The 22,114-nt window shown below is 70.7% G+C and carries 20 protein-coding genes; 7 read left to right on the top strand and 13 right to left on the bottom strand.

All coding sequences use genetic code 11. The features are described 5' to 3' along the window. The first annotated feature begins 1 nt into the window (after position 1). From ACZ60M_RS19700 to ACZ60M_RS19680, 5 genes are all read left to right on the top strand, one after another. Positions 2-1,426, top strand: a complete 1,425-nt coding sequence (locus ACZ60M_RS19700) for an aldehyde dehydrogenase family protein (RefSeq protein ID WP_465420051.1) — start codon at positions 2-4, stop codon at positions 1,424-1,426. Continuing rightward, positions 1,419-2,294, top strand: a complete 876-nt coding sequence (locus tag ACZ60M_RS19695; protein ID WP_465420049.1) for an aldehyde dehydrogenase family protein — start codon at positions 1,419-1,421, stop codon at positions 2,292-2,294. The genes ACZ60M_RS19700 and ACZ60M_RS19695 overlap by 8 nt, the downstream gene beginning before the upstream one ends. Positions 2,295-2,420: 126 nt before the next feature. Beyond that, positions 2,421-3,224 carry a DNA primase gene (locus ACZ60M_RS19690; RefSeq protein WP_465420047.1) on the top strand — a complete coding sequence of 268 codons (804 nt, stop codon included), beginning with the start codon at positions 2,421-2,423 and terminating at the stop codon, positions 3,222-3,224. A gap of 335 nt (positions 3,225-3,559) precedes the next feature. Beyond that, positions 3,560-5,149, top strand: coding sequence for a hypothetical protein (locus ACZ60M_RS19685; protein ID WP_465420046.1), 1,590 nt, complete (start codon positions 3,560-3,562; stop codon positions 5,147-5,149). Further along, positions 5,146-5,571: a roadblock/LC7 domain-containing protein gene (locus ACZ60M_RS19680; protein WP_205328069.1), complete on the top strand. Its 426-nt coding sequence runs from the start codon at positions 5,146-5,148 to the stop codon at positions 5,569-5,571. The genes ACZ60M_RS19685 and ACZ60M_RS19680 overlap by 4 nt, the downstream gene beginning before the upstream one ends. Positions 5,572-5,597: 26 nt before the next feature. On the opposite strand, the gene ACZ60M_RS19675 is transcribed toward ACZ60M_RS19680, so the two are convergent. From ACZ60M_RS19675 to ACZ60M_RS19655, 5 genes are all read right to left on the bottom strand, one after another. Then, positions 5,598-5,939, bottom strand: coding sequence for a YciI family protein (locus tag ACZ60M_RS19675; RefSeq protein WP_465420044.1), 342 nt, complete (start codon positions 5,937-5,939; stop codon positions 5,598-5,600). A gap of 171 nt (positions 5,940-6,110) precedes the next feature. After that, positions 6,111-6,698 carry a GTP-binding protein gene (locus ACZ60M_RS19670; protein WP_465420042.1) on the bottom strand — a complete coding sequence of 196 codons (588 nt, stop codon included), beginning with the start codon at positions 6,696-6,698 and terminating at the stop codon, positions 6,111-6,113. A 6-nt stretch (positions 6,699-6,704) separates the two neighbouring features. Beyond that, positions 6,705-7,082 (bottom strand): DUF742 domain-containing protein, encoded by a 378-nt coding sequence (locus ACZ60M_RS19665; RefSeq protein ID WP_465420040.1) that lies wholly within the window; start codon positions 7,080-7,082, stop codon positions 6,705-6,707. A 245-nt stretch (positions 7,083-7,327) separates the two neighbouring features. After that, the gene (locus ACZ60M_RS19660; protein ID WP_465420038.1) at positions 7,328-7,726 is read right to left on the bottom strand and encodes a roadblock/LC7 domain-containing protein; all 399 of its coding nucleotides are present in this window, start codon (positions 7,724-7,726) and stop codon (positions 7,328-7,330) included. Between the two features lie 45 nt (positions 7,727-7,771). Next, positions 7,772-10,930 (bottom strand): sensor histidine kinase, encoded by a 3,159-nt coding sequence (locus tag ACZ60M_RS19655; RefSeq protein WP_465420036.1) that lies wholly within the window; start codon positions 10,928-10,930, stop codon positions 7,772-7,774. A gap of 641 nt (positions 10,931-11,571) precedes the next feature. Here ACZ60M_RS19655 and ACZ60M_RS19650 point away from each other — a divergent pair. Continuing rightward, positions 11,572-12,438: an MHYT domain-containing protein gene (locus ACZ60M_RS19650; protein WP_465420035.1), complete on the top strand. Its 867-nt coding sequence runs from the start codon at positions 11,572-11,574 to the stop codon at positions 12,436-12,438. A 79-nt stretch (positions 12,439-12,517) separates the two neighbouring features. Next, entirely contained in the window at positions 12,518-13,603 is a 1,086-nt protein-coding gene (locus ACZ60M_RS19645) for an MHYT domain-containing protein (protein ID WP_465420034.1), read from the top strand. Between the two features lie 124 nt (positions 13,604-13,727). Here ACZ60M_RS19645 and ccsB read toward each other — a convergent pair whose 3' ends face one another. The 8 genes from ccsB to ACZ60M_RS19605 all read right to left on the bottom strand — a co-directional run bounded on the left by ccsB (position 13,728) and on the right by ACZ60M_RS19605 (position 21,719). Beyond that, on the bottom strand, positions 13,728-14,699 hold the full coding sequence (gene ccsB / locus ACZ60M_RS19640) for a c-type cytochrome biogenesis protein CcsB (protein ID WP_465420032.1): 972 nt from the start codon (positions 14,697-14,699) through the stop codon (positions 13,728-13,730). After that, the gene (gene resB / locus ACZ60M_RS19635; protein ID WP_465420031.1) at positions 14,696-16,288 is read right to left on the bottom strand and encodes a cytochrome c biogenesis protein ResB; all 1,593 of its coding nucleotides are present in this window, start codon (positions 16,286-16,288) and stop codon (positions 14,696-14,698) included. The genes ccsB and resB overlap by 4 nt, the downstream gene beginning before the upstream one ends. Continuing rightward, on the bottom strand, positions 16,285-17,025 hold the full coding sequence (locus tag ACZ60M_RS19630; protein ID WP_465420029.1) for a cytochrome c biogenesis CcdA family protein: 741 nt from the start codon (positions 17,023-17,025) through the stop codon (positions 16,285-16,287). The genes resB and ACZ60M_RS19630 overlap by 4 nt, the downstream gene beginning before the upstream one ends. Then, positions 17,022-17,177, bottom strand: coding sequence for a hypothetical protein (locus ACZ60M_RS19625; RefSeq protein ID WP_465420027.1), 156 nt, complete (start codon positions 17,175-17,177; stop codon positions 17,022-17,024). Before ACZ60M_RS19625 ends, ACZ60M_RS19630 begins: the two co-directional genes overlap by 4 nt. Beyond that, positions 17,174-17,791: a TlpA family protein disulfide reductase gene (locus ACZ60M_RS19620; RefSeq protein ID WP_465420025.1), complete on the bottom strand. Its 618-nt coding sequence runs from the start codon at positions 17,789-17,791 to the stop codon at positions 17,174-17,176. The genes ACZ60M_RS19625 and ACZ60M_RS19620 overlap by 4 nt, the downstream gene beginning before the upstream one ends. Positions 17,792-17,793: 2 nt before the next feature. Further along, positions 17,794-18,447: a histidine phosphatase family protein gene (locus ACZ60M_RS19615; RefSeq protein WP_465420024.1), complete on the bottom strand. Its 654-nt coding sequence runs from the start codon at positions 18,445-18,447 to the stop codon at positions 17,794-17,796. Then, the gene (hemL, locus tag ACZ60M_RS19610) at positions 18,444-19,769 is read right to left on the bottom strand and encodes a glutamate-1-semialdehyde 2,1-aminomutase (RefSeq protein WP_465420022.1); all 1,326 of its coding nucleotides are present in this window, start codon (positions 19,767-19,769) and stop codon (positions 18,444-18,446) included. Before hemL ends, ACZ60M_RS19615 begins: the two co-directional genes overlap by 4 nt. Positions 19,770-19,976: 207 nt before the next feature. Further along, on the bottom strand, positions 19,977-21,719 hold the full coding sequence (locus tag ACZ60M_RS19605) for an adenylate/guanylate cyclase domain-containing protein (RefSeq protein ID WP_465420020.1): 1,743 nt from the start codon (positions 21,717-21,719) through the stop codon (positions 19,977-19,979). Between the last annotated feature and the right edge of the window lie 395 nt (positions 21,720-22,114).

Below are 22,114 nucleotides of genomic sequence, written 5' to 3'. Positions count from 1 at the left end.
GATGTTCGAGTACGCGCCCGCACCCGAGTCGGTGCGGCCCCAGATCAAAGAGCACTACGGGCTCTTCATCGACGGCGAGTTCGCCGACGCCGCCGACGGCGCCGTCTTCAAGTCCGTGAACCCCTCCACCGAAGAGGCCCTGTTCACCGTCGCCGAGGCCGGAGCCGCCGACGTCCAGCGAGCCGTCGCCGCCGCCCGCCGCGCACAGGAGACCGTGTGGGGGCCCATGAGCGGCTCTGAGCGCGGCAAGTACCTGTTCCGCATCGCCCGGCTCCTGCAGGAGAAGGCACGCGAGTTCGCCGTCGCCGAATCCCTCGACAACGGCAAGCCCATCAAGGAGACCCGCGACTTCGACGTCCCGACCGCCGCACAGCACTTCTTCTACCACGCCGGATGGGCCGACAAGCTCGCCTTCGCGGGCCTCGGCTCGGACCCGAAGCCGCTCGGCGTCATCGGCCAGGTCATCCCCTGGAACTTCCCGCTGCTCATGCTCGCGTGGAAGATCGCCCCGGCGCTGGCGTGCGGGAACACGGTGGTGCTCAAGCCCGCCGAGACCACGCCGCTGACCGCGCTCATGTTCGCCGAGCTGTGCCAGGAGGCCGACCTCCCGGCGGGCGTCGTCAACATCCTCCCGGGCGCCGGCGCCACCGGCGCGGCGCTCGTGGACAGCGCCGTGGACAAGGTCGCGTTCACCGGCTCCACCGCGGTAGGGCGCGCGATCGCCAAATCGATCGCGGGCTCGAAGAAGAAGCTGACCCTGGAGCTGGGCGGGAAGGCCGCGAACATCGTGTTCGACGACGCCCCGATCGACCAGGCCGTCGAGGGCATCGTCAACGGCATCTTCTTCAACCAGGGGCACGTGTGCTGCGCCGGTTCGCGACTGCTCGTCCAGGAGTCCGTGGCCGACGACGTACTGGAACGCTTGAAGGCCCGCGTCGAGACCCTGCGCGTGGGCGACCCGCTCGACAAGAACACCGACATCGGCGCGATCAACTCCGCCGAGCAGCTCGAGCGCATCCGGGACCTCACCGAGACCGGGGCGGGCGAGGGCGCCGACGTGTGGCAGCCCGCGTGCGACCTGCCCGAGCGCGGGTTCTGGTTCCGCCCCACCGTGTTCACCGGCGTCCAGCAGTCCATGCGGATCGCCAAGGAGGAGATCTTCGGCCCGGTGCTGAGCGTGCTCACGTTCCGCACCCCCGACGAGGCGATCGCCAAGGCCAACAACACCCCGTACGGCCTCTCGGCCGGGGTCTGGACCGAGAAGGGCTCCAAGATCCTGTGGGCGGCCGAGCGGCTGCGCGCAGGCGTGGTGTGGGCCAACACGTTCAACCAGTTCGACGCCGCCAGCCCCTTCGGCGGCCTGAAGGAGTCCGGTTACGGCCGCGAAGGCGGCCGCCAGGGCTTGGAGGCGTACCTCGATGTCTGATCGTCTGCGGGTCAAGAAGACCTACAAGCTGTACGTGGGCGGGAAGTTCCCGCGCTCGGAGTCCGGAAGGAGCTACGCCGTGAGCAGCCCGGACGGGGCCGAGCTGGCGAACGCCGCGCTCGCCAGCCGCAAGGACGGCCGCGACGCCGTCGCCGCCGCCCGCAAGGCGCAGCGGCCGTGGGCGGGCCAGACCGCGTACCTGCGCGGGCAGATCCTGTACCGGGCCGCCGAGATGCTCGAAGGCCGCGCCGGGCAGTTCGCCGAGGAGGTCGCCGACGCGACCGGCGCCGATCCCCATGCGGCCCTTGGCACCGTGGAGGCCGCGATCGACCGGCTCGTGCACTACGCGGGCTGGACCGACAAGTACACGTCGGTGCTCGGCGGGGCCAACCCCGTCGCGGGCCCGTACTTCAACCACACGACGCCCGAACCGCTCGGCGTCATCGCCGTGGTCGCGCCGCAGGACGACCCGTTCCTCGGGTTCATCGAGGCCATCGCTCCGGCGATCGCCACCGGCAACACCGTGGTGGTGCTCGCCAGCGAGTCGAAGCCGCTGCCCGCGTTGAGCTTCGGTGAAGTGCTCGCCACCTCCGACCTGCCCGGCGGGGTCGTCAACATCTTGAGCGGCAAGGCCGCCGAGGTCGCGCCGCACCTCGCGTCCCACGCCGACGTCAACGGGCTCGACCTGGGCGGCGTCGCCGACGCCGGGCTCGCCGCCTCGCTGGAAGCGGCGGCCGCCGAGACGCTGAAGGTGGTGCGCCGCCCCGGGAAGGGCGGGACCTCGCTCGACCTGCTGCGGCAGTGGACCGAGTACAAGACCGTGTGGCACCCGGCCGGGATGGCCGCCGCCGCCGGAGGCGCGTACTAGTCGCTTATGGAAGGCCCCGCTCGATACGAGCGGGGCCTTTTTCTTTTCGGTCCTACCGGGTACGACCGGGCGTGTCGCGTCGTCGTACGCTGTTCCCCAGCTAGATCACTACGGGAGGGACGCGACATGGCGGCCGAATCTGACGCGGTGCGCAGCGCCGAGACCGACAAGCTCTGGAACGAGACGAGTATCGACCCGGTGGAGCTCCACCTGGGCAAGGACTCCGGTTTCACCCTGCGCGCCTACCGGATGTCGGACACCCTCCCCGGCGCGAAGACCGAAGCACCCGAAGCGGTTGAGGAAGAGGAAGCCCCGGTCGGCAAGCACGCCGCCGACGAGGACGCCGAGGCCGAAGATGAGGACGCCCCCGAGCCCGACGCCGCCGACTTCGAGGACGGGGACGAGGCCGCTGAGGAAGAGGAGGACGCCCTCGACGCCGAGCCCGAAGAGGTCCCGGTCTTCCTGACCCGCAAGGGGAAGCTGCTCGTCTTCCGCGAGGCCGACGCGCTCGTCGCGTACGTCAAGGGCAACGACGACCACGACCTCGCCGCGATCGAGGAGTACGCCGAGCTCCAGAAGCGCCTCAGCGTCGACGACATCGTGTGTGACGAAGACGACACCTACGAGCTCGACCTGGTCGTGGCCAACCTCCGCGGCGGCCAGGAGTCCTGGGAGCCCGAGCTGCTCATCAAGGCCGCCGAAATCGGCCGCGACCTCGGCTACGCGCTCAAGAACGACTCCGTCGTCGCCTCGCTCGCCCCCGGCTCGCCCCTCGACGACCTCGACGAGACCTTCCGCGTCGTCGTCGACGGCGGCCTGCGCGGCAAACTCGCCAAGCGACGCTTGAAGAAGAACGACTCCCAGCAGGCGGCCATCGCCTGGCGCGGCGTCATCGCCAAGATCAACGACCACGTCGAATGGCGCGGCTAGCGGCTTCCGCAATCGTCCGAACAGCCCATCCGGACTCATACTCGGAGTCCATTTCCGCGACTCAGCCCCGGCGCCGCAGCGCTCTCGCGCAGCGGCGCCGCGGCGTGCCACCGCGTTATTCCACAAGGGAATCCCCTGGTGGGCAACGTCAAGGAATTGACGGAAATGCGTGCTATGACCTTCCATCCCTTCATGAACCCGCACTGACTGTCCGCTTGCAGAACCGAGTATTCTGCGGAAAACTGATAACGGACTGGTAAATACAGGCTGGGCTGCGGCCCCGCCGACAGGGGCCGGCGCCCGTCCGGGCGCGCCCTACGAGAGGAGCCCCGCGGGTGCAAGTGTTCTGCGGCATCACCATCGACCAGCAGGTAGCAGGAGCCGGACAAGGCGACACCGCCTGCGCCGTCGCGCTCGTCGCCGCCGGCGGCAGCCTCATCGCCACCGACACGTTCGGCGACGACCCCCGCGGCTGGGTCCGCCTCAACAGCCTCCTCGCGCGCTCCGCGCCCGGCCAGTCGGTCTCCGTAGCCGTCGACGGCGACGTCGTCCAGCTCGCCGAGTTCGCCGCCGCCGCAGGGCAGCTCGTCATCCGCTCCACCAGCCCCGCCTCGCGCTCCAAAGACGCCCTCGACGACGCCATCGCCATGGCCCGCGGCATGGCCACCGGCGAGGTCTCCGGCCAGCCCTACGCCGCGCGCCCTGAGATGAACGCTCTGCGCCCCATCCTCGACACCGTGGCCTCGGCCGCCAGGGCCCGCCACGACGCGGCAGAGGCCCTCACATGCCTCCTGCGGGCCGTGTTCCCCGCCGCCCTCGCCGCCTGGGACGACCCGAGCGAGGCCAGCGCCGTCGCCATCCTCACCCGCCTCCCCCAGCCCGGTGCGCTCCAGTCGATCTCGACCGAAGAGCTCGCCGCCGACCTCGCCACCGTCGCCGACCCCGGCCAGGTCGCGGCCATGGCCGGAGCCCTCACCGAGGCGATCCGCGAACTCGGCGGCGGCGACGACCCGTCCGTCGCGCCCTCGGTCTCCGCGACCGCCGCCGCGATCTCCGCGTGGGACCGCTCGCTGGAGGGCCTCATCGGCCTCCTGCAGGCCAAGCGCCCCCGCCTCGACGGCCCGCCCCCGCGCGCGCAGTACGAGGACGACGACGAGGACCGCGGCCCGAGCCGCCACGGCCACGACACGCACACCACCGTGCGCCTCCCCGGCGACCTCCCCGACCGGCAGAGCCTGCGCGCACTGGACCCGGCCTCGCAGCTGCACTCCGTCGTCGATCTCGAAGCGACGCAGGTGATCCCGGAGTCGATGGTGCAGTCGCAGATGCCCGTGGACGGCGAGAGCCACACCCGCTCGATCCGCAGGCGCCGGCGGGCCCAGCCCGCCGAGCTGCCGCAGTCGGACCTGCCCGAGCGGCCCTCGCCGGGGCCGCGGCCGGCGCTGGCCGACGCGTTCCAGTCCGAGGGCATGCGCCAGCCGGATCCGGAACCGCGCAAGCACCCGTGGCAGCCGAAGGACGATGTGCACATCGTCGATGTCGCGAGCCTCATGGCCGACGACGACGGGCTCATGATCCTCGGCGAGGCCCGCAGTGCCTGGTTCAAGCGGCCCGAAGGCGAAGAGTCCGAACCGGAGTCGTGGAACCTCCCGGGCGACGACGGTTGGCGCACGGCCCGCCACGTCACCGAGGCGCCGGAGACCGAGGAGCCGACCACACCCACGGGGCTGCCGCGGCGCAAGCCGCAGGCGAACCTGGTGCCGGGCGCGGTGGTCGCCGACGAGCACCCGCGTTTCGACGAGCCGATCGACCGCGACCCGGAGCTGCTCGCCCAGAACACGGCCGGTTACTTCAAGGGCTGGGGCCGCGCCCGGGGCGGCCGTCCCGGTGCCCCCGCCCGCAATGAGCGGATGGCGACCCGATGAGCGCCAACCTCGGTGTCTACGAGCGTTCCCTGAGCATGCTGCTGGGTTCGCTCGTGGCCCGCACCCCCGGGCTCTCGCACGCCGTCCTCGTCAGCGTCGACGGCCTGCCGCTCGCCGTGTCCGCCGGGCTTCCTAAGGAGCGCGCGGACCAGTTGGCGGGCATCGGGTCCGGGCTCTTGTCGATGGGCGAGGGCGCGGGCCGGTCCATGGACCACGGCCCCACGCAGCAGGTCATCGTCGAGATGGCCGAGGGCGTGCTCCTGGCGGCCCCGGTCGGGCCGCAGATCTGCCTGACGCTGCTGGCCGTCTCCCAGTGCGACCGCGAGCAGCTGGGCTATGAGCTCGGCCAGTTCACGATGCAGGTGGGCCCGTTGCTGAACGAGGCCCTGACGAACACGGGTTCGATCCCGAAGGTCATCTGAGGCAACGGGAAAGGGCCCTTCGGGGTTCAGCTGGCGGGGTCGTACCCGAACTCGCGGACCTCCTGCGCGCAGCGGCAGGCGGCGGCGATCTTCGCGGCCCACGCGAACGCCGCTTCGCGCGTGGGCAGCTCGAGGACGCAGTAGCCGCCGTAGGGCACCTCATGGCCGGGGTGCATGCCCTCGGTGACGGTGCCGTCAGCGGCGACGAGCACCGGCGCGACGGCCTCGTTGAGCCCTCCGCCGAAGACGTACACGCCGGCGGCCTTGGCCTCTTCGATGACGGCGTGCGAGTCGTCGGACACCGCCTGGAACTCCTCCTCGGGGAACACCATGGCGTCGCTGGGGAACGAGATCAGGAACTTGGTCATGACGGGCCTCCCTTTGCTCTGGGCTGAGACGACTCTCCCATACGGGTACGACACCGACCTGCACATCCGGGGACGCCGAAGGGGCCCAAGGCTTGGATGCCTTGGGCCCCTTCGGCGTATGGTCCAGGGAGATGGGTCAGCCTAGACGGTCGTGCGTCCGCTTGTGGGCAGCTAGTGGACGCCGACGGTGCGCGTGCGGCGCATCGAGAGCACGTACTCGACGAGCTTGATGAGCACCTGCTTGGTGGACTCCCGGTTGCGGGCGTCCGTGTACATCACGGGGACGTCGTGCGAGATCTGCAGGGCGTCGCGGATGTCGTTGAGGTCGTGGAGCTGCTTGCCGTCGAAGCAGTTCACGGCCACCAGGTAGGGCAGCTTGCGGTGCTCGAAGAAGTCGATGACCGAGAAGCAGTCGGCGAGACGCCGGGTGTCGACCATGACGATCGCGCCGATCGCGCCGCGCACGAGCTCGTCCCACATGAACCAGAAACGGGTCTGGCCGGGGGTGCCGAACAGGTACAGGATGAGGTCCTGGTCGATGGTGATACGACCGAAGTCCATCGCCACCGTGGTCGTCTGCTTGTCGGGCACCAGGTTGTTGTCGTCGACGCCCTCCGAGGCGGAGGTCATGATCGCCTCGGTCGTCAACGGAGTGATCTCGGAGACCGATCCGACCAAGGTCGTCTTGCCGACGCCGAAGCCGCCGGCGATGACGATCTTGGCAGAGGTCACACGAGAGGTGTCTGCGGGTGCGTTCATTGGGTTCTATAGCCTCCTGAGTCCACTGAGGACACGCTCAAGGAGCTCGGTTCCGACCGATCCGTCGCCGCCGTCCGCGTCGATACCGGTGGGTTCGTGCACTGCCAGCAGACCGTCGGCCGCCATGTCGGCGACCAGCACGCGGGCGACGCCGAGCGGCACCTCCATGCGTGCGGCGATCTCGGCGAGGGACTGGAGGCGCCCGCCGCACAGGTTGACGATCACCTTCTGCTCCCGGCCGCCGAGGAACTGCCCGGACCGGCCGCGGGCGGTGGTCTCCACCAGCGCCTCCAGGGCGATCTCCAATTGGGGCCGCGTGCGGCCGCGAGTGACCGCATACGGTCTGACGAGTGAGCCGGTCGGCTCATCACCACCGAGGACCATTACTACCTCCAACCGCGGCTCGCAGATCCCACAATCCTTGTGCCGCAGTCATGTCAGTTATCCATGTACCGGGTGCCAGGGGAGGCACCGGCCCGTCGCCTGGGGACGCGACGGAGGGGTTTGGTGTTCAGTTCGTCCCACTCGTGCAATGCGCATTCACGGCTCCGGGCCGTGGCTGTCCCGCTCGAGTGGAGCCTACCGTGCCGTACCCGCATCCGCCAATCGCGGCGGCGAGGGCGGCCGGATCAGCTTCGGGCCGAAGGGGTCAGGGCCTGGCCGACCCGGTCGACCAGGAGGGCCATCTCGTAGCCGACCTGGCCCACGTCGCAGTTCTTCGAGGCCAGCACCGCGAACGAGGAGCCGTCGCTGATGGACATGACGAAGAGGAAGCCGCGGTCCATCTCGACCACCGTCTGGAGGACGGAGCCGCCCTCGAAGACCCGGGAAGCGCCCTGGGTGAGGCTCACCATGCCCGAGGTCACGGCCGACAGCTGGTCGGCCCGGTCCCGCGGCAGGTCCCGCGAGGAGGCCAGCAGCAGACCGTCGGCGCTGACCGCGACGGCGTGGGCCACGCCCGGCACGCGTTCGGCGAAGCCGGCCAGCAGCCAGCCCAGGTCCTGGACCGAGGTTCCACCAGTGCTCATCGTTTGCGCTCCTTAGTAGCGTCTTCCGTGTTGCGGTTCAGCGACTCAGTTACCGTCATTGCCACGTCCTCGCTGCACCCCACGGTGATAGGCCGACAGCAGGCCCCGAATGCCCTCGGGGTTGCGCTTCTGCGCGCTGACGGTCTCCTGAGATTCCTCCACGGCCCCGGGAAGCAGGCGTTCCATGGGGCGGCGCATGGGAAGTCCCGCCGAGGTCGTCTCCGCGGGGACGGTCTCGGCGAAGGCGTTGTCCACCCGCGACCAGCCGTCGTCGGCGGCCGTGCGCCAGGCGTAGGAGCCCGACTCGGTTTCAGGGGAGGTGAGGCGGCGACGTTCGGGGCCCGGAGCGGACGAGTGCTCGTCGGCGGGCTTGCTCTGCATGGGCGTCGAGCCTTCCGTGGGCTGCGGAGGGGTGGGCGGCGCCGCCTCCCAAGCCGGGGCGGGGGACTCGACCGCTTCTGACTGGTCAGCGTAGCGCGGCGGGGATGCCTGCGCCACCTCTGCGGGTGCCGCCTCCGCCGTACGGAAGGACGAGGTGTCGGCGGTCGCCGCTGCGGCACCGAGCGCGGGCGCGTCCTCCTCGACCTTCTTGGGGGCGGGCGTGACGGCCTTGAACCAGGCCGACTCGACCTCGCGGAAGATCGGGAGCTCGGTGGTCGCGTCCAGGGCGGACACGCGGTCCTTCTTGGCGGCGCGGGGGGCCTCCGTGCCCGAGGGCGCGGCGGCCGCGTCGGGCCACGAGGGCGGGACCGGCTCCGGCTCGGGGGTGAACGCCTCGAGCTGGATCTTCGGGAGTGCGACGTGCTCGGAGGAGACGATCTCGCCGGTCACTTCCATGACCTTGCCGCCGGAGCGGCGTTCTTCGGCGAGGCCGCCGGGCCGGAACATGAAGCCCGGCTCTTCCTCTGCGGCGGGCGGGAAGTGGGTGGGGATCGCGCCGGTCTGGTTGCGGTGCAGCGTGTGCTCGCCGGTCATGGGCTCGGCGGGCTGCGGCACCGGCGGGCGCGAGGGCACCTGCGGGGCGCTGGGCTGCCACATCGGCTGCGGCTGCGCGGGGGGCGGCGACTGCGGGCCGGGCTGGGCGACGGTGTCGAACAGGCCGGCGGGGCTCTCGGGGACCTGCGGGAGCGCGCCGGAGTTCATGCCGAGCGCGCCGCGCGGGGTGTTGTCGCGGCCTTCGAGGGAGAACGTGTCCCCGGTGTCGAGCCCAGCGAGCGGCACCCCGGAGCGCAGGCCGCGCTCGGGGAGCTTCGGGTCGGTGAGGACTGCTTCGCCCAGGATGACCTCGGCGACGGTGCCGCGCTGCTCGCCGGGGCGCAGTTCGACGCGGACGTCGTGCCGCTTGGCGAGGCGGGCGACCACGACCAGGCCCATCATGCGCGAGGACGCGAGGTCGATGGCGTCGACCGAGTCCGAGATCTGGCGGTTGATGTCCTCGATCTGCCCGGGGGGCATGCCGATGCCGATGTCGTTGATGCGCACGCGGATCGCGCCCTGGGGGCTCTCGGCGGTGCGCATCTGCTCGGCCTCGACGAGGACCGGGGACTCCGGCGGGGAGAACGCGGTCGCGTTGTCCATGAGCTCGGCGATGAGGTGCACGAGGTCGTTGACGGCGGCCGGGCGGATCTCCCGCTCGGCTTCGAGGTTGCCGAACTCGATGCGGGTGTACTGCTCGACCTCGGACTGGGCGGCCTGCAGGATGTCGCCGATCGGGGCGGGGTACCGCTCCTGGCGGGTGGAGTCCGCGCCGGCGAGCACCAGGAGGTTCTCGTCGTTGCGGCGCATGCGGGTCGCGAGGTGGTCGAGCTGGAACAGCTCGGCCAGGCGGTCCGGGTTCTCCTCGCCGCGCTCCAGGTGGTCGAGGTGGCCGATGAGCCGGTCGACGAGGTTCTGGGAGCGGCGGGCGAGGTTGATGAACATCTGGGAGACGTTGGCGCGCAGGGCGGCCTGCTCGGCCGCGATGCGGATGGCCTCGGTGTGGACGATGTTGAACGAGTGCGCCACGTTGCCGATCTCGTCGCGCTGGTCGATGTCGATGACCGCGCCGGTCTCGGCGGCCACTTCGTCCGGGGTCCGGTTGCCGATCGTCTCGGCGTCCCTCATCTGCGCCACCGCCTGGGGCAGCGACACGTGGGCGACGTCGAGCGCGCCTTCGCGCAGGCGCCGCAGGCCGGTCGCCATGTTGCGGGCGATGAGCAGGGCGATCACGGTGGCGACGACGAACGCCGCGAGGATGAGCACGGACTCCAGGAGCAGTCGGAAGATCAGCGCGTCGCGGTCGTTCCCGGCCTCGTCGAGGACCTCTTCGGACTGGTCCTGGATGTAGGTGAGGCCGTTCTCGAGGATCGCGTCGTAGGAGGCGATGACCTCGGAGTTGACCTCCAGCTTGTTCGTGGTGTTCGCGGCGACGGCGTCGTTCTCGAACTCCAGGGCCGCCTGGGCCTCCTTGGTGTTCAGGCCGCCCTTGCTGAAGAAGAACGCGAGCTGCTCGTCGCGGTTGGCGACGGTCTTGAACTCGGCTTCGGCGGTCTCGCGCAGCGACGCGTACGAGATGAAGTTCTGCCAGCGCGTGTTGTTGATGAACTCGCGGCCGTTGCCGACGTTGATGGCGATCGCGCGCTCTTCCTCGAGGGTCTCGAGGATGGTGGTGGCGGCGGCGATGGCCTGGAGGTTCCGGGCGATGTCGGGGTCGTTGACGATGCGCGAGGAGATGTCGGTGATGGTCACCAGTTCGGCGACGAGTCGCTGGTAGACGCGGGAGGTGGCGTCGATCGAGGCTTCCTGGGCGTCGTTGACGGCCTGTTCGCGGATCTGGAGGAGGCTCTCGTACTGGGTCTGGACGGCGTCGATGCGGTTGGCGATGTCGTCGGAGAGGTTCGGGAGCTGGCCGGCCTTCTCGTTGAACTGGTCGTACGCGGCGTCGGTGTCGCTCTGCTGGGCGGCGACGTTGGACTCGTCGTAGAGGGTCTTGTCGATGCCCGCCACGTGCTCGCCGTCGAGGCGGAGGTGGGTGACGAGGAGGGACCGCTCTCGCTGGAGCTCGTACCTGAGGGCGGCCACGTCGGTGTTGAACTCGACGAGGTCCACCATGTCGTTGGACTCGAACACGCGGTCGGAGAGGTCGTAGAGGCGGAGGCCGGCGACGGCCACCAGGACTACGAGGGGCACCAGGAGGATCAGTCCCAGCTTGGACCGGATTCGCATGTCGGCGATACGGGGCAGGCCGAGCGGTCCTCGTCGAGCCGCTGAACCCGCACGGTTCGAGCTGCGCTTGCTCACCTTGTCTAGCCTCCTGGGGTGGTCCTCTGTGTCAGACCGAAGGGCCCGGGCCGGGCGGGATCGGTCTCGGGCCGACGTGTCGAGTCGGCTGCCGTCCTGCCGCCGGGGTGGCGGGGGCGGCATGTGAAGCCCAGCAGATTCCATCATGACGAATGCGGGCGGCGAAATCCAGGGGCGTACTGGAGTACTGAAGACGCCCGCGTATGCCACCGGGTTGCAGGGCGAATCCGAAGATACACTGATCTTTCGGACACATGCGTATGCGGTATTCGGCCGTTCGGCCGCTAAGACGAACCGTTTGGCCGACAACCCCCGCTCCGGTCGGCCGGGTCCCGTCCCGTGGACCTTACCGGCCGGTCGCACACGAACCGCAGTGATGCGAGCACGGTTCGTGTTGACCGTTTCGCCACCTTAGTCCATTCACCGAGCGCGTTCCCCCGGACACGTACGGGGGACAGATCCCCCATAGCGCCCTCAGGCCGCGACCCGACTCGCACAGCCTGTGCGACACACTTCGCCCTCCATTGGGCACGGTTGACCCACGACCTTCCTCAGGAGGCAACCCCATGACAATGCCGCTGAACACCCTGCCACTGAACGACGTGCTCGCCTCGACGCTCGAGCACCACCACTTCACCTACGGCTGGCTCAACCCCGTGATGGGCCTCGCCTTCGCCGCGGCCGGCTCCTTCCTCGGCCTGTCGGCCTCCCGCTACGCCCGCGCCGCCGCCACCGCTGGCGGGCGCCTCCGCTGGACCCTGCTGGCCGCACTGGCCATCGGCGGGGTCGGCATCTGGATGATGCACTTCATCGCGATGGTCGGCTTCACCGTCACCGGCGCCGACCTCGCCTACGACCCCGGGCTCACCGCCGCCTCGTTCGCACTCGCGGTCGCGGCGGTCGGTATCGGGCTGTTCGTGTCCGGCGGCAAGCGCGCTGGCTGGCCGCGCTTGATCCTCGGCGGACTGGTGTGCGGCGCGGGCGTAGTCGGGATGCACTACACGGGCATGGCCGCGGTCGCGACCGGCGGCCGGGTCGCGTACGACCCGGTGCTGGTCGCGGCCTCGGCCGTCGTCGCGGTGGTCGCCTCGACGGTGGCCCTGCGGTTCACGGCCGTCGTCGACCGGCGCGGCACGATGGCGCTCGCCGCCGCGGTCATGAGCGTCGCGGTGGTCGGCATGCACTACACCGGGATGGCGGCGGTCGAAGTCCAGGGCCCGCCGAGCGAGGACGTCGCGGGCATCAGCCCGCTCGTGCTGCTCCTGCCGATCCTCATCCTCGCGATGATCGCGATCGTCGGCATGGTGTTCGGCGTCCTGGCGTCCCCGGGGCTCGACTCGCTCGCGGACGATTCGAGCTCACAAGACCATAACGCTGACCGAAATGACCGTCCTAGTGCAACTGTCCGTCTTGCGGACGCAGCCGGACAGTAGTCGTATAAGTTTCGTATCGCGCTCGCACCTCAAGCGCGATATTCCGGATACGGGCCGAGCCCGGGGAGGAAGACCACGGATGGAACACGTCAGTCACTTCACGTACGGCTGGATCAATCCCATCATGGCCTTCGGATTCGCATTCGCGGGTTCGATCCTGGCGCTCATGTGCATGACGCAGGCCCGCCGCCAGGACGCCACGGTGAAGGCGGCGCGCAAGCGCATCCGGTGGATCGCCTTGGCGGCCTTCGCCTTGGGCGGCACCGCGATCTGGATGATGCACTTCACCGCCATGATCGGGTTCAAAGTCATCGACTCCGACATCGGCTACGACCCGCTCAAGACGTTCCTGAGCCTCGTCGCCTCGATCGGCGCCGTGTTCTTCGGCCTGCTCGTGGCCGGGACGGGGCGGCGCAACACGGTCGCGAAGATCCTCATGGCCGGGCCGATCACCGGCATCGGCGTCGTCATCATGCACTACTCGGGCATGGCCGCGATCAACGTCTCGGGCCGGATCTGGCACGAGCAGACCTACTTCATCGCCTCGGTGGCGATCGCGGTGGTGGCGGCGACGGCGGCCCTGTTCTGCGGCATGTACCTCGACGGGTGGCGCTGGCAGTCGGGCGCGGCGATCATCATGGCGATCGCGATCTGCTCCATGCACTTCACCGGTATGGCCGGGGTCCGGGTGGACCTGGCCGACGGGGGCCGGAACACGGTGTCGGGCATCGACCCGATCATGCTGATCCTGCCGATCCTCGGCGTCGCGACCATCGGCATCATCGTGCTCCTGTTCGCGCTCATGGGGACCCAGCCGAAGATGGTCACCAAGCGGGACCAGCTCGGCATCGAGGTCGTCGACGAAGAGGTGCTCCCGACGTCGACCGGCGCGATCCCGGTGGACAAGCTCCGCGGCCCGCAGCCGAACCAGAACCGCCAGGGCGGCAACCGGGCCGGGCGGGTCCGCAACAAGAGCGAGCGGGCGCAGGGGCACGTGCCGGACCAGCGGACGGCCCCGATCCAGGCGCCGGTGGGCAGCCACGACGGCCCGCTCATCGTCCCCGACCGACCCGGCGCCCGCGGACAGCGCTCGTTCCAGCAGGCGGACCTGGAGCGCACCGCCGAGCACTTCGACATCGCGCCGCGCCAGACGCCGCGCCGCTAGCTGCTCCCGCACGTCAAGCAGCGGGAACGGGCGCCCTCCTTATGGAGGGCGCCCGTTCCCGTTCTATGCCTTATATATAGGGGTCGTCACGCAGCGCAGTCGCGGCGCCCGGAACCCGGTCGGGTCAGACGCCCGCGTAGGAGTGCAGGCCGCCGAAGACGAGGTTCACGGCGGTCAGGTTGAACAGCATCACGGCGTAGCCGAGGATCGCGATCCACGGCGCGTTGGCCTTGGCGCTGCGGCCCGAGACGCGGGCGTGCAGGTAGGCGGCGTAGACGACCCAGGCGATGAACGCCCACACTTCCTTCGGGTCCCAGTTCCAGTAGCGGCCCCAGGCGAAGTGGGCCCACACGGCGCCCGCGAAGATGCCGAAGGTCAGGAGCGGGAACGCGAACACGTGGATCTTGAACGTCAAGCGCTCCAGGGCGGTCGCGTCGGGCAGGCGCTCGGCGATGTTGAGCGGGAAGCGGATCGGCCTGCCGTCGGAGACCTGGCGGTCGTAGCGGCGCTTGACCAGGTGCAGGATCGCGAAGACGCAGCCGATGAGGAGGATGCCCGCGGAGGCGATCGCGGCCGTCACGTGGATGACGATCCAGTAGGAGTCCAGGGCCGGGACGAGCGGCCCGGCCTCGGTGTAGACCCGCACGGACGTGCCGAGGACCATCGTCGCCGCGAACGTCGCGAACAGCCCGAGGCGGCGCGGGACGCTCCCCCGGGAGACGAGGATCAGCCAGGTGACCATGCTCGCCAGCGCGACGCCGACGGTGTACTCGAACATGTTGCCCCACGGCCAGCGTCCGGTGTAGACGACGCGGGTGACGATGCTGGCCGCGAGCGCCGCCGTGCCGAGGTACGTGAGGATGAGGCCGAGGCGGCCCGCGCCGCGCGCGGCGGCGGGGCTGATCGGCGAGTCGTTCTGCACGGCAGCGCTGTCGAGATCGGCGGTGGCGCTGTCGGCACCTACCGCGGCGAGCTGCTCGGCGCGCTTGGGAGCGCGCTTGTCGAAGGCGTACTCCACGGCGTACGCGAACATGGCGCCCGCGTAGAGGAGGATGGTGGCGACGAACAGCGCGTTCGCGGCTTCGGCCCCGGTCATTGTCGGCTCCCGATCGAGTCGTCGGATTCGGATGCTTGCGGCGGCTCGTGGCCGGGCGCGATCGATGCGGTGAGCTCGTCGCACTCCTCGTCGAGGCCGTCGTAGTCGTTGCGGTTGAGCCCGGCGGTCTCGACGCTGCCGTCGGGGTTCCACCGGATCCAGAAGCGCCTGCGGCGCACCGCGAGCGCGGGCAGCAGGCCGCCCAGGAGGAGGATCGCGCCCGCGAGGACGACGGGGCCGCCCGGGTCGTGGCGGACCTGGAGGACGGCGTACTGCTCGACGCCGTCGAAGGTGAGGGTGGAGCCGTCGGGGAGGGTCATGGCGTCGCCGACGCCGATGACCTCGACCTGGTCGTTGACCTGTTCGAGGTTCCCCGAAGCGATCTGGGCCTCGTTGACCGCGTACACCGATTCGGGCTGGCCGTCGGCGAGGCCGAGGTCGCCGGTGTAGGCGGTGAGGGCGAGCACGGGGTTGTTCAGCTCGGGGTCGGTGCCCAGGAGCATCCCGGTGTCGTCGTAGGTGGGCACGAGGATCGCGTCGAACCCGACCTCGGCGTCCTCGTCGACAGCCCCGGTCTCGGGGTTGTAGTTGACGTCGGGGAACTTGAACGCGCCCTCGGAGTTCATCGACGCGTCCATCGCCAGGAACTCCTGGTGGAGGGTCTGGGTCTGGCCGTAGCGGTCGGTGTAGGTGACGACGGCGGTGTAGCCGTGGCCGATGAGGAAGACGTTGGTGCCGTCGATGTTCAAGGGGTGGTTGACTTCGAGGGCGTAGTCGCCGGTCTCGCCACCGGTCTCGTAGGCGACGGCGGCGTCGTAGGCGGTGGGGCCGCCGTTAGTGAACTCGGCGTCGAACTCGTCGAGGGTGAGGCAGAACCGGGGCAGGTCGGTCTCGTCGACCCATGCGCCGAGGCCGTACTCGTCGTACTGCTGCAGGTTGTTGCAGTAGGACTTGTCCTCGGAGAGGATGCGGTTGCCGTACCAGCTCATGAAGCTGCCGACGGCGACGCCGACGAGCATGAAGATGACGCTGGTGTGGAACAGGAGGTTCCCGGTCTCGCGCAGGTAGCCCTTCTCGGCGCTGATCGTGACGGTGCCGTCCTCGGCTTCGCGCACGGTGGTGCGCCAGCGGCGCTGCTTGAGGACCGCGCGGGCCATCGACTGGTTCGCTTCGACGGCGAGCGTGCGGTGGTAGGGCAGGATCGACATGCGCTTGGGGGCGTCGGGGATCCTGGCGCGCAGGGCCTTCCAGTGGACGCCCAGGCGCGGCAGGATGCAGCCGACGAGGCTGATCATGAGCAGCAGGTAGATCGCGGAGAACCACGGCGAGGTGTAGACGTCGAACGCCCACACCCGGTCGAGCCAGGGCGCGAGGTCGGGATGCTGCGTGTAGTAGTCGGCGACGTCGACGGCGCTGATGGAGCGCTGCGGGAACGTCGAGCCGGGGATCGCGGCGAGCGCGAGCGCCAGGAGCAGCAGGAGCGCGGTGCGCATCGCGGTGAGCTGGTGCCACCAGCGGCGCGCGAAGCCCCGGAGGCGTTTGGCGGCACCGGGTCTGGAGCGGGGAGGCGGGGTCAGGACGGTCGTCACAGGAAGCTCACCCCGGCGCCGACGGTGGCGCGCAGCCAGTTCGTGAACTCCGTCCAGGCGCCGGTGACGAGGGCGATCCCGACGAGGGTGAGCATGACGCCCCCGGCGATGGAGATGGCGCGGCCGTGGCGTTTGAGGAAGTCGAGGGCCCCGGCGAGGCGGTGCATGCCGACGGCGAAGAGCACGAACGGCGCGCCGAGCCCGGCGCAGTAGGCGATCATGAGGCCGATGCCGCGGGCGGTGCCGTCCTGGATGACCGCGAGGCTCGTGATGGCCGCGAGCACCGGTGAGGTGCAGGGAATCCAGGAGAGCGCGAAGACCGCGCCGAACAGCGGGGCCCCGGCGAGGCCCACGGCGGGGCGCCACTTGGGGGCGAAGCCGCCGCGGGTGGGGATGAGGCCGATGAACATGAGGCCCATGGCGATCATGACGACCCCGGCCACGGTCTCCAATGTGGATGAGTTGGTGAGGAGGGCGCGGCCGGCGCTCTGGAGCGCGAACACGATGACGGTGTAGACGGCGGTGAACCCGGCGACGAACAGGAGGGCGCCGAGGAGGACGCGGCCGATGCGGCGGTCCTTCGACAGCTCCTGGCCGCTCATACCGGTCACATAGGACACGTACCCGGGCATGAGCGGGAGCGTGCACGGGGACGCGAACGAGACGAGCCCGGCCAGCGCGGCCACGCCGAACGCCAGGAGCAGCGGCCCGGAGGCGGCGGTCTCTGCGGGGTTCACTCGGATTCCTTGCGCGGCAAGGGAATCTGCGGGGCGTCGTCGAGGCGGCGTTTCACGAGCGTGCCGACCGCGACGGCGGCGAGCGCGGCGGTCCCGGCCATGACGGCGCCCTTGGCGGCCTTGCGGAGGGCGGACTTCGGGGGCGTGCTCATGACGGCTCCAGGGCTTTGCTGACGTCGGCGATCAGGGTCTCGGCGTCGTCGATCTCGCCGCGCCAGATGGAGAACACGCGGTGCTCGGCGTCGATCACGATGGTCGCGGGGATGTCGTTCGGGGAGAGCCCGTAGTCGACGAACTGGTCGGCGACGCGGCCGGCTTCGTCGGACAGGGACGGGTACTCGACGCCCCAGCGCTGCTCGAAGGCCTTCGCGGGGTCGGCGGAGTCGCGGATGTTCACGCCGAGGAACTGCACCTCATCGTCGCCCGTGCCTTCGCTTTGCTCCGCGAAGTACGCGGCGGCCTCGACGAGATAGGGGGCTTCGGCGACGCACGGCGGGCACCAGGAGCCCCAGAAGTTGACGACGATGACCTTCCCGGCCCATTCGCTGGTGTCGACCGGGTTCCCGTCGAGGTCCTCACCGGTGAGGCGGGGCGCCTCGAAGCGGTCGCCCGGCTCCTCCCAGCGGTAGTTCGAGCCGTCGCCGGAGACGAACCTGTCGCGGTTGATCTCGTTGACGCGGTTCGCGTTCTCGCCGCCTGTATCCGAGCAGGCGGCGAGGGCCAGCAGCGGCACGGCCGCCAGCATCGTCCTCCGCCGCAGGGCCATCCTCAGGCGCCCTTGGCCTTCCGAGCGGACTCGGACTTGAGGACCAGGTGCGCGGCGGGCTCGGAGTACTCGATGCGGGCGAGCTTCGCGCCTTCGTAGACGAAGCTCGTGATCGAGGCCAGCGCGCACTCGCGCTTGCGCGGGTCGTGCCACAGGCGCTTGCGCTCGGCGAAGCGGCGGGCGGTCCAGATCGGCAGCTGGTGGCTGACGAGGACGGCCTCGGAGCCTTCGGCGGCCGTGCGGGCCTGCTCGACCGCGTCCATCATGCGGCGCGCGATGTCGAGGTACGCCTCGCCCCACGAGGGGCGGAAGGGGTCGCGCAGGCGCCACCAGTAGCGGGGCTCGCGGAGGGCGCCGTCGCCGACGCCGACGCGCAGGCCCTCGAAGGAGTTCCCGGCCTCGATGAGGCCGTCGTAGGTCGTGACGTCCATGCGGTAGGAGGCGGCGACCGGTTCGGCGGTCTCCTGCGCGCGCTGGAGCGGGGAGGCGCCGACGTGGACGACGTCGCGTCCGGCGAGGCGCTCGGCGGCGGCGACCGCCATCTCGCGTCCCAGCTCGGAGAGGTGGAAACCGGGGATGCGCCCGTACAGGATGCCGTCCGGGTTGTGGACCTCGCCGTGCCGCAGCAGGTGGACGATGGTGGTGGAGCCGCTCATGAGCGCACCTTAGCCGCGGCTTCGGCCGCGGTGTGCATGGCCTGTTCGATGTGTGACAGGGCTTCCTCGTCGATCGCGGCCGAGGTGAACCAGCATTCGAAGGCGCTCGGCGGCAGGTAGACGCCGCCTTCGAGCATGGCGTGGAAGAACGCGCCGTAGGCCTCGGTGTCCTGACGCTTCGCGTCAGCGAAGTTCCGGACCGGTCCCTCCGAGAAACTCTGCTCATTGAAAAAGAAGACGCTGAAGAGGTTCGAGGGGGCCGAGACGTAGTGCGGGACACCGGCTTTGGTGAGCGCTTCGGAGGCCATGCGCTGGAGTTCGGCTGCGGTCGCGTCGAGGGTGCGGTAGACGTCTGCGTCGCAGGCGCGGAGCGTCGCGAGCCCGGCGGCGACGGCGAGCGGGTTCCCTGAGAGCGTCCCGGCCTGGTAGACGGGCCCGGCGGGGCTGATGCGGGACATCAGGTCGGCGCGCCCGCCGAACGCGGCGGCGGGGAGGCCGCCGCCCATGACCTTGCCGTACGTGTAGAGGTCGGCCGGGGCGGCGAGGCCGCCGGGGGCGACGCGGAAACCGGTCATGACCTCGTCGGAGATCAGGAGCGCGCCGCGCGCGCGCGTGACCGAGTAGAGCTTCTCGTTGAAGCCGCCGAGCGGTTCGATCGCGCCCATGTTGCCGGGCACGGCCTCGGTGATGACCGCCGCGATCTGCCCCGGGTGGGCCGCGAAGGCCGCTTCGACCGCGCCGATGTCGTTGTAGGGGATGACGATCGTGTCGGCGGCGGCGGCCGCCGGGACGCCCGGCGAGTCGGGGTGGCCGAGCGTGACGACCCCGGACCCGGCTTCGGCGAGGAAGTAGTCGGCGTGGCCGTGGTAGCAGCCCGCGAACTTGATGATCTTGTCGCGGCCCGTGGCGGCGCGCGCGAGGCGCACGGCGCTCATCGTGGCCTCGGTGCCGGAGGACACGAGGCGGACCATCTCGCACGGGGTGCGCTCGACGATGAGCTCGGCGAGCTCGATCTCGCCCACCGTCGGGGCGCCGTAGGAGGTGCCGCGCGCGGCGGCCTCGGTGAGCGCGGCGACGACGTCGGGGTGGGCGTGGCCGAGGATGAGCGGGCCCCACGAGCCGACCAGGTCGATGTAGGTGTTGCCGTCGACATCCGTCATGCGCGCGCCGGAGGCCTCGCGGATGAACACCGGGTCGCCGCCGACACCGCGGAAGGCGCGGACCGGCGAGTTCACGCCGCCGGGGATGACCCGGGCGGCACGCGCGATGGCGGCCGCCGAGGCGGTACGGGTTCGGGCGGCCTGCGGTTGCCTGTCAGTCACGGGCTCAGCATCGCACACGGGCGAGGACCGCTTCGGCCGCTCCCGTCCGCGAAGTCCCACCCACCACCCCCCACCCACCACTTGAGGGGAAAGATCAGCACTCCGCTCGATCCTGCCGCCCGGGTCCGACAGAAAACACCCCGGAACCGGGCCCGGCGGCCGAAGTGTCACCCGAAAGAGGTCTCCGGCCGCCGGCCCTGCTGCGCGCTAGGCGACCGCCCGCAGGCGGGCGCTCTCCAGGCTCACCGGGTGGACGAGCCGGTCGGCGAAACCGGCGGCGACCGCCGGGCGCGGGCGCAGGCGGTCGGCCAGCGGCGGGGCCTCCGGCTGCGGCGCGTGCGCCGCCCCGAAAGCCGCCTCCGAGGCCTTCAGCGCCACGTCCGGGGCCGAACCGGTCAGGAGCCAGCGCAGCGGCGCGGGCACCCGGTACACCGCCTGGTCCATCGCGGGCCGCTCGATCACCACCAGCGCCACGTCCACGAGCTCGACGAGCGCCTCGAGGCTCCCGTCGCGCTGGCGGCACAGGTCGAGCACCGCGTCCACGGTGGCCCCGGCCGGGCGGGCCGCGAGTTCGAGGAGGACCGCGCGGGCCGGGCCCGAGATCGCGGCGACCGCAGCGTCGATCGCGGCGCTGAAGCGGCCGCCGCCGTCGAGGGCGCCGACCGGGTCGTCGCTGAGGTACCGCAGGGCCACACCGGGAGAGCCGAGCGCCGTGACCTCGGCAAGCGCCGTCAGGGCGGGCACGAAGCCGTCGACGGCGGCGGCGAGCGGCCGGCAGTCCGCAGCAGTCCAGGGGGCGGCGCGCTCCTCGCAGTACCCGGCGAGGATCGCGGCGCTCACGTCCACCGGCGCGGGACCGAGGGCGCGTTTGGCCTCGCCGGGGAGTTCGAGCGGGCGGGCGCCGACGGCGAGGACGTGGACGCCGGGGCAGTCGTGGAGGAGCCGTTCGACGTCGGGCGCGTGGGCGCGGTCGAGGTCGTCGAGGACCAGGAGCGCGGTGGCCTCGCGGAGCCGGTCGGCGGCGGTCTCGATGGCGGGGCGGAACAGCTCGGGCCGCCTGCCGAGGGAGGCCAGGAGGGCGGTGCCGAGGTCGTCCCCGGCGCGGCAGTACCAGGCGCCGTGCTCGTAGAACGCGAGGCGGCGGCGGGCCCAGGCCTTGGCGACGGTGGTCTTGCCGCAGCCGCCGAGGCCGGTGAGGCTGACGAGGCGGTGGGCGGCGAAGGCGCGGTCGAGTTCGCGGTACTCCCCCGGGCGTTCGACGGGCGGTTTGAGGTCGGCGGGCAGGTGGTGGGTGAGGGGCCGCACGGGCGGCGGCGGGAACGCGGTCGGGAGCCCGGGCGCGGCGAGCTGGACGAGCTCGGTCGGTTCGGGCAGGCCGCGGAGTTCGAAGTCGCCGAGGCGGCGCACCGCCGCGGGCGGGAGTCCGGCGGCGGCGGCGCAGTCGGCGGAGGCGAGGACCTGGTCGCCGTGCGCGGCGGAGCAGATGCGGGCGGTGCGGTGGACCTCGGGTGTGGCGTACCCGCCCGCGGAGGGCCAGGCCTCGCCCGTGTGGAGTCCTATGCGGACTTTGGGGCGGAGCGGGCGGCCGTCGTGCTCGGGCCAGTGGGCGCCGCGCAGGGCGGTCTGGATGCCGACGGCGGCGGCGCAGGCGTCAGCGGCGTGGTGGAAGGCGACGAAGAACGAGTCGCCCTCGGTGTCGATCTCGGTGCCGCCGGTGGCGCGCAGGACTTCTCTGACGAGCGCGCGGTGGCGGTGGAGGACGACGCGGTAGCGCTCGGCGCCGAGCCCGGTGGCGAGGCGGGTCGAGCCTTCGATGTCGGTGAACATGAACGTGACGTCGCCGGAGGGCAGCGGGGCGGGCCGGGCGGCGCTGCCGCGGTCCGCGTCGTTCGCGCTGCCGGGTGCGGCGACCCGTTCGGCAATGGCCGCATCCGCGCAGCGGTATTCCACATCGGACGCTTTCTTATATTCAGGTCCGTTGTCCCCGAGAGGAAGGGCAAAGGCTGTCAGTGCGGCGTGCGATGCCGTTGTCGTATCCACGTGTCGATCAACTTTCGTTCAGCCCCCGTATGCCGGGCTGTGGCGCGCTGGTGCGCGGGCACAATGCCCAGCGGCCTCACAGTGTCACCCCCATCTCAGTCGGTTACCTGCCGTGATGGGAACTGGCACCCGGTCTGCACGCCGCTTGCAGCGCAGACGCGGACATGAGGCGTTCTCGCCGCGGGTTTGCTCGTGGCAACCACCGTCCGTTGGGAGAACGAGTCGCGCGCCACTCGGTCGCGGTTGATTTCGGAATTATTGGCGCTCAGGCGTTGCCCGCGGGGACGAAACTAGGGAATACTCGC

Source organism: Glycomyces sp. NPDC050141 (genome assembly GCF_055586545.1).
Note: the sequence above shows the minus strand (reverse complement) of the source record. Positions and strands in the feature narration are given on the sequence as shown.

Excerpts from the sequence above, each read along its gene's own strand:
- ACZ60M_RS19700 (WP_465420051.1), top strand. The coding sequence starts at position 2 with ATGTTCGAGTACGCGCCCGCACCCGAGTCGGTGCGGCCCCAGATCAAA.
- ACZ60M_RS19695 (WP_465420049.1), top strand. The coding sequence starts at position 1,419 with ATGTCTGATCGTCTGCGGGTCAAGAAGACCTACAAGCTGTACGTGGGC.
- ACZ60M_RS19690 (WP_465420047.1), top strand. The coding sequence starts at position 2,421 with ATGGCGGCCGAATCTGACGCGGTGCGCAGCGCCGAGACCGACAAGCTC.
- ACZ60M_RS19680 (WP_205328069.1), top strand. The coding sequence starts at position 5,146 with ATGAGCGCCAACCTCGGTGTCTACGAGCGTTCCCTGAGCATGCTGCTG.
- ACZ60M_RS19675 (WP_465420044.1), bottom strand. The coding sequence starts at position 5,939 with ATGACCAAGTTCCTGATCTCGTTCCCCAGCGACGCCATGGTGTTCCCC.
- ACZ60M_RS19670 (WP_465420042.1), bottom strand. The coding sequence starts at position 6,698 with ATGAACGCACCCGCAGACACCTCTCGTGTGACCTCTGCCAAGATCGTC.
- ACZ60M_RS19665 (WP_465420040.1), bottom strand. The coding sequence starts at position 7,082 with ATGGTCCTCGGTGGTGATGAGCCGACCGGCTCACTCGTCAGACCGTAT.
- ACZ60M_RS19660 (WP_465420038.1), bottom strand. The coding sequence starts at position 7,726 with ATGAGCACTGGTGGAACCTCGGTCCAGGACCTGGGCTGGCTGCTGGCC.
- ACZ60M_RS19655 (WP_465420036.1), bottom strand. The coding sequence starts at position 10,930 with ATGCGAATCCGGTCCAAGCTGGGACTGATCCTCCTGGTGCCCCTCGTA.
- ACZ60M_RS19650 (WP_465420035.1), top strand. The coding sequence starts at position 11,572 with ATGACAATGCCGCTGAACACCCTGCCACTGAACGACGTGCTCGCCTCG.
- ACZ60M_RS19645 (WP_465420034.1), top strand. The coding sequence starts at position 12,518 with ATGGAACACGTCAGTCACTTCACGTACGGCTGGATCAATCCCATCATG.
- ccsB (WP_465420032.1), bottom strand. The coding sequence starts at position 14,699 with ATGACCGGGGCCGAAGCCGCGAACGCGCTGTTCGTCGCCACCATCCTC.
- ACZ60M_RS19625 (WP_465420027.1), bottom strand. The coding sequence starts at position 17,177 with ATGAGCACGCCCCCGAAGTCCGCCCTCCGCAAGGCCGCCAAGGGCGCC.
- ACZ60M_RS19620 (WP_465420025.1), bottom strand. The coding sequence starts at position 17,791 with ATGGCCCTGCGGCGGAGGACGATGCTGGCGGCCGTGCCGCTGCTGGCC.
- ACZ60M_RS19615 (WP_465420024.1), bottom strand. The coding sequence starts at position 18,447 with ATGAGCGGCTCCACCACCATCGTCCACCTGCTGCGGCACGGCGAGGTC.